Source organism: Anaerococcus porci (genome assembly GCF_034090325.1).
Lineage (GTDB): Bacteria > Bacillota > Clostridia > Tissierellales > Peptoniphilaceae > Anaerococcus > Anaerococcus porci.
The window spans coordinates 1-4298 of sequence record NZ_JAXDSU010000033.1; the positions used below are offsets into that span (position 1 = coordinate 1).

The 4298-nt window shown below is 30.5% G+C and carries 5 protein-coding genes; all 5 read right to left on the reverse strand.

The annotated features are described in order from the left end of the window. Positions 1 to 18: 18 nt before the first annotated feature. A complete protein-coding gene (locus tag SOR60_RS03375) occupies positions 19 to 321 on the reverse strand; it encodes a hypothetical protein (RefSeq protein ID WP_154539813.1) in 303 nt (100 codons plus the stop codon). A 514-nt stretch (positions 322 to 835) separates the two neighbouring features. Further along, a complete protein-coding gene (locus tag SOR60_RS03380; RefSeq protein WP_154539815.1) occupies positions 836 to 2275 on the reverse strand; it encodes a PTS transporter subunit EIIC in 1440 nt (479 codons plus the stop codon). Next, complete coding sequence (gene murQ, locus SOR60_RS03385) at positions 2272 to 3150, reverse strand: N-acetylmuramic acid 6-phosphate etherase (RefSeq protein ID WP_154539817.1); 879 nt, start codon at positions 3148 to 3150, stop codon at positions 2272 to 2274. Before murQ ends, SOR60_RS03380 begins: the two co-directional genes overlap by 4 nt. Then, a complete protein-coding gene (locus SOR60_RS03390; protein WP_320595195.1) occupies positions 3131 to 4120 on the reverse strand; it encodes a MupG family TIM beta-alpha barrel fold protein in 990 nt (329 codons plus the stop codon). The genes murQ and SOR60_RS03390 overlap by 20 nt, the downstream gene beginning before the upstream one ends. Continuing rightward, positions 4107 to 4298 (reverse strand): hypothetical protein (locus SOR60_RS03395; protein WP_320595196.1); only part of this gene is annotated, 192 nt, incomplete at its 5' end. The genes SOR60_RS03395 and SOR60_RS03390, both read right to left, overlap by 14 nt.

The following is a 4298-nucleotide window of genomic DNA, read 5'->3' on the forward strand; positions in this document are numbered from 1 at the left end:
AAAAGTCCATTTTTTATATTAATTTCTTCTATCAAGCTTTCTTTTAGTTTCTAAAATATTATTTGCAAGAAGGGCAATTACCACAAAATAAAATTTATCATTTATATATCCTAAAAGTAGGAAATTAATTCCCAAAGCCAGCATCAATACTATGATAAGAGAAAGTAAATTTGCAATATAAGGGTGTTTTCTAATAAAATCTTCCCCTATAAATCCTACAAGAAAAATCTCCAAAAGAGTAGATAAAATTAACACTACAAATATCTCTATAATTATAAAAATATAGGGATGACTTTGATGAAAATTTCTAATACTATGCATACTTTCCTCACTTTCTTAAATTTTATTTTTATACACTTGTATAACAATAAATAATATTTATTATATAATAAAAAATGCTTTGAGAAAATAGAAGGGTTAGAAAGATTATTTAAAAGTTAGACTAAATCTTTTTAAAGAGACTAAACTGTATTAGACTCTTAAAAATAACTTTTAAAAAAGATATTTATCTATGACATAGATAAACTCAAGGTTTTGATAACTGAAGTATAACTAAAATAGAACAATATTTATTCTAATTATGTCTTAATGATAAATTATAAGGTAACATTTCTTTAAATATATATATATATATATCAAGAATTGAAGAAATATAGATTTAACTCAAGCAAACTTAATTTTGAAGTCTATTTTTGAAAAGCCCTATCAAATTTAAATTTCCTAGACATTATAACTATATTTATTAAAACACCCTCTTTACTGCCTTGTACAGTAAAGAGGGTAACTATCAGATTTAAGATTTTATTTTTATATTTTTTCAATTTTAATATATTTCCTACTTAAATTTAAATTCCTTACTTCCTGTAAGGTCTTCACCTTCTACATATTTTTTATCTATACCAAATAGGTAAGTTAGGATAAATCCTCCTATATAGGCTCCTAGAAGTCCAAGGATATATCCAAAAGCTCTTCCATTGTATATTAATGGAATCAAGGCTAGTCCACTTGGTCCTATGGCTGTTGCACCTATATTTCCTATTGCTCCTATTATAGCTCCTCCAACTCCTCCACCAAGACATGCTGTGATGAAGGCTTTACCCATTGGAAGGGTTAAGGCATAAATTAGGGGTTCTCCAATACCAAGTATACCTACTGGAAGTCCTCCCTTAGCGATTTCTATTAGCTTTTTATTTTTTCTACATTTTACCAAAACTGCTATAGCCGCTCCAACTTGACCTGCTCCTGCCATGGCAAGAATTGGAAGAAGGTAAGTTGCACCTTGGCTTTCAATCATTGCTACATGGATAGGTGTTAAGATTTGATGAAGGCCAAGCATTACCATAGGTAGGAATACTGCACCAAGTATAAATCCTGAGAAAGCTCCTCCTAGCTTTATTACTCCATTTATTACTCCTATAAGTCCATTTGATATAAGACCTGCTATAGGCATTATAATAAACATTGTAAGTATACCTGTTAAAAGAAGTGAAATTGTTGGTACAAGAATAATATCAAGAGCATCTGGTATAACTTTTCTTAGGTTCTTTTCTATTTTAACTAAGATAAATACAGCAAGTATTACCCCTATAACTCCACCTTGTCCAGGTAGAAGTGGTGAGTTTAAGAAGATATTTTTTAAAGGCTTATCTGGATTCATTGCAGATAAGTAAATCATGCCTCCTATTACTCCACCAAGTCCTTCATTACCCCTAAATACTTTTGCAGCATTTATACCAATAAATACATTAAGATATCCATAGAGTCCTGTCTTTATTATATTTAAGACTTGAAGTATTGATACATATGTTTCTCCGCTCACACTTCCTGCAGTTATCAAATTTTGTAAGACTGAGGCTATACCACCAATAAGACCTGCACCTACAAAGGCTGGTATTAGTGGAACAAAAATCGATGCTATTGTTGCAGTAAAGGACTTAAAAGCAGAATCTTTTTGTCCTTGTTTCACTTTCTCTTTATTCTCCCTAGTTCTTATATCTATTTCACTTTCCTCAGTGAATGTAGCTGCTGTAAGATTTGCCATCTCACGAGCTATCTTTTCGCTTTTTCCAGGCCCTGTTACTACTTGGATTTGATCACCTTTTACAAGACCCATAATCCCATCAAGCTCTTCAATCTTTTCAAAAGAAACCTTTTCTTGATCCTTTACTTTTACTCTTACCCTTGTCATACAATTTATGACTTCAACTAAGTTATCTTCTCCTCCAAAATAGCTTACTAATTTTTGGGCAATAATTTTATTTTTATCATCTGTCATTGTATCCCCCTTCTTAAAAATCCATCATTTTCTTTTAAAATATTTAAAGCTTCATCTCTTTTTATATCCTTAAGTCCCATAAGTATGGCACACTTAACAGAATTTTGTGACTCGTTTAAAAGTTTTTCCGCCCTTTTTTCATCAACTTCACACACTTCTTTTATAATGGATATGGCCCTTTTTCTAAGCTTCTTATTTGATACTCTTACATCTACCATGAGGTTATCATATACCTTTCCTATCCTAACCATAGCCGTTGTGGAAATTATATTGAGAACCATTTTTGTAGCAGTTCCTGCCTTCATTCTTGTAGAGCCTGTAAGAATTTCACTTCCTGTATCTACTTCTATAGGACAGTCTGCATACTTTGAAATTAAGGAGTCTAGATTACAAGATAAAGAGCCTGTGCTTGCTCCAATCTCTCTTGCATATTTTAATGCCCCTATAACATAGGGAGTTCTTCCGGAACTTGCTATTCCTACTAGCATATCTTCTTTAGTAAATTGATTTTTTATAAGATCCAATTTTCCCATTTCTTCATTATCTTCTGCATTTTCTACAGGATTTCTTAATGCCTTATCACCCCCTGCAATTATTCCGTTTATAAGATTTGGATTTACTGAAAAGGTAGGTAAGGCTTCACTTGCATCAAGAACTCCTAGTCTTCCACTTGTACCTGCTCCTATATAAAAAAGCCTACCACCCCTGTTAAGTACTCTTACAAGCTCATCAACAAGTTTTTCTATCTCACCTATTTTTTGACCTACCTTTTTTGCTATTGATTGATCTTCCTTGTTAATTATTTCAATAATTTCTCTTGTAGATTTCAAATCAAGATCTTTTGAATTAATATTTCTATTTTCTGTTGATGGCAATTCTATCATCTCCTTTTATTAAATCAAGTATAGCTAGATGCTCTTTACAAACTCTTCCTATGACATTTCTAGAATTACTAAGTCCCAAATCAAGCCTTGCTATCTCTAGCTCTCCAGAATATCTTCCCGAATTCTTATTAAGGATAAGAAAATCTCCCTTTCTTATATAATTATTTGAAACTTCATTAATAAATTTATAAGTTCTCTCATTTCTTATAATATATTTGCTTATATCACTTCTTACCTTAAATTCATTAATTTCATATCCCTTTTTTAAGTATAGATCAAGATTAATAATTCCTTTCTTTTCAAAAGCTTCAATATATCCTTTGTTCTTCATACTTAAGCCTTCAGATAATACTAAGTTATTAATCTTATAAAATCTTTTAAGCTTAAGATATGAATAATAAGGGTCTTTAAACCTATCCTCTTCAAGGCTTGGAAGAGATTTATACAAGGGTCCTCTAAAGTCTTTATCTCCTTGAAAAAATGCAAATAAATCAAGTCCAAATTTCTCCAATACTTTATTTTTTTCTATAAAATCATCCTCTCCCAGTCCAGAAAATTCTAAAGGATAGTAATTGTGCCAAGCAGAAATGTTAGAAAAATTTCCTCCAAGCTCTTTAATTGCTTCAAGTGTTTCACGTGAAACACTTGAAGCAATTATAGCTATCCTATTATTCTTAGATAAGTTCACTATTTTTTCTTTGTCGAAACCGAAATCAAGTCTTAATATAAGTCCCATTCTCAAAAGCTCTGGGTAGTGTTTCAAAATTTCTCCATTAATATCGAGGCAAATATCAATATTAAGAGAATCTGCCAAAGCTTTTAAAAAGATAAGTTTTTTCATATTCCTATCATCTACTGGGTAATGCATAGAAGTAAAAAGAATATCAAAATTTTTAAACTCATTTATTTTCTCTTCTATATAATTTTCATCTTGATTAAGATATAGACTAAATCCCAACATTTTTTAACCTTCTTAGCATAAGAATTGATGAAATTATAGCAATAAACAAGCTAGCAATAGAAGATATTCCAGTTTTTGGATTGTTTTTTTCTTTTATTATCCTACTTATCATTTCCTTGTAGCCACTATTTTCTACATTTTTTGTACTTATCTTATCAGCTATATTTAATGATTTATC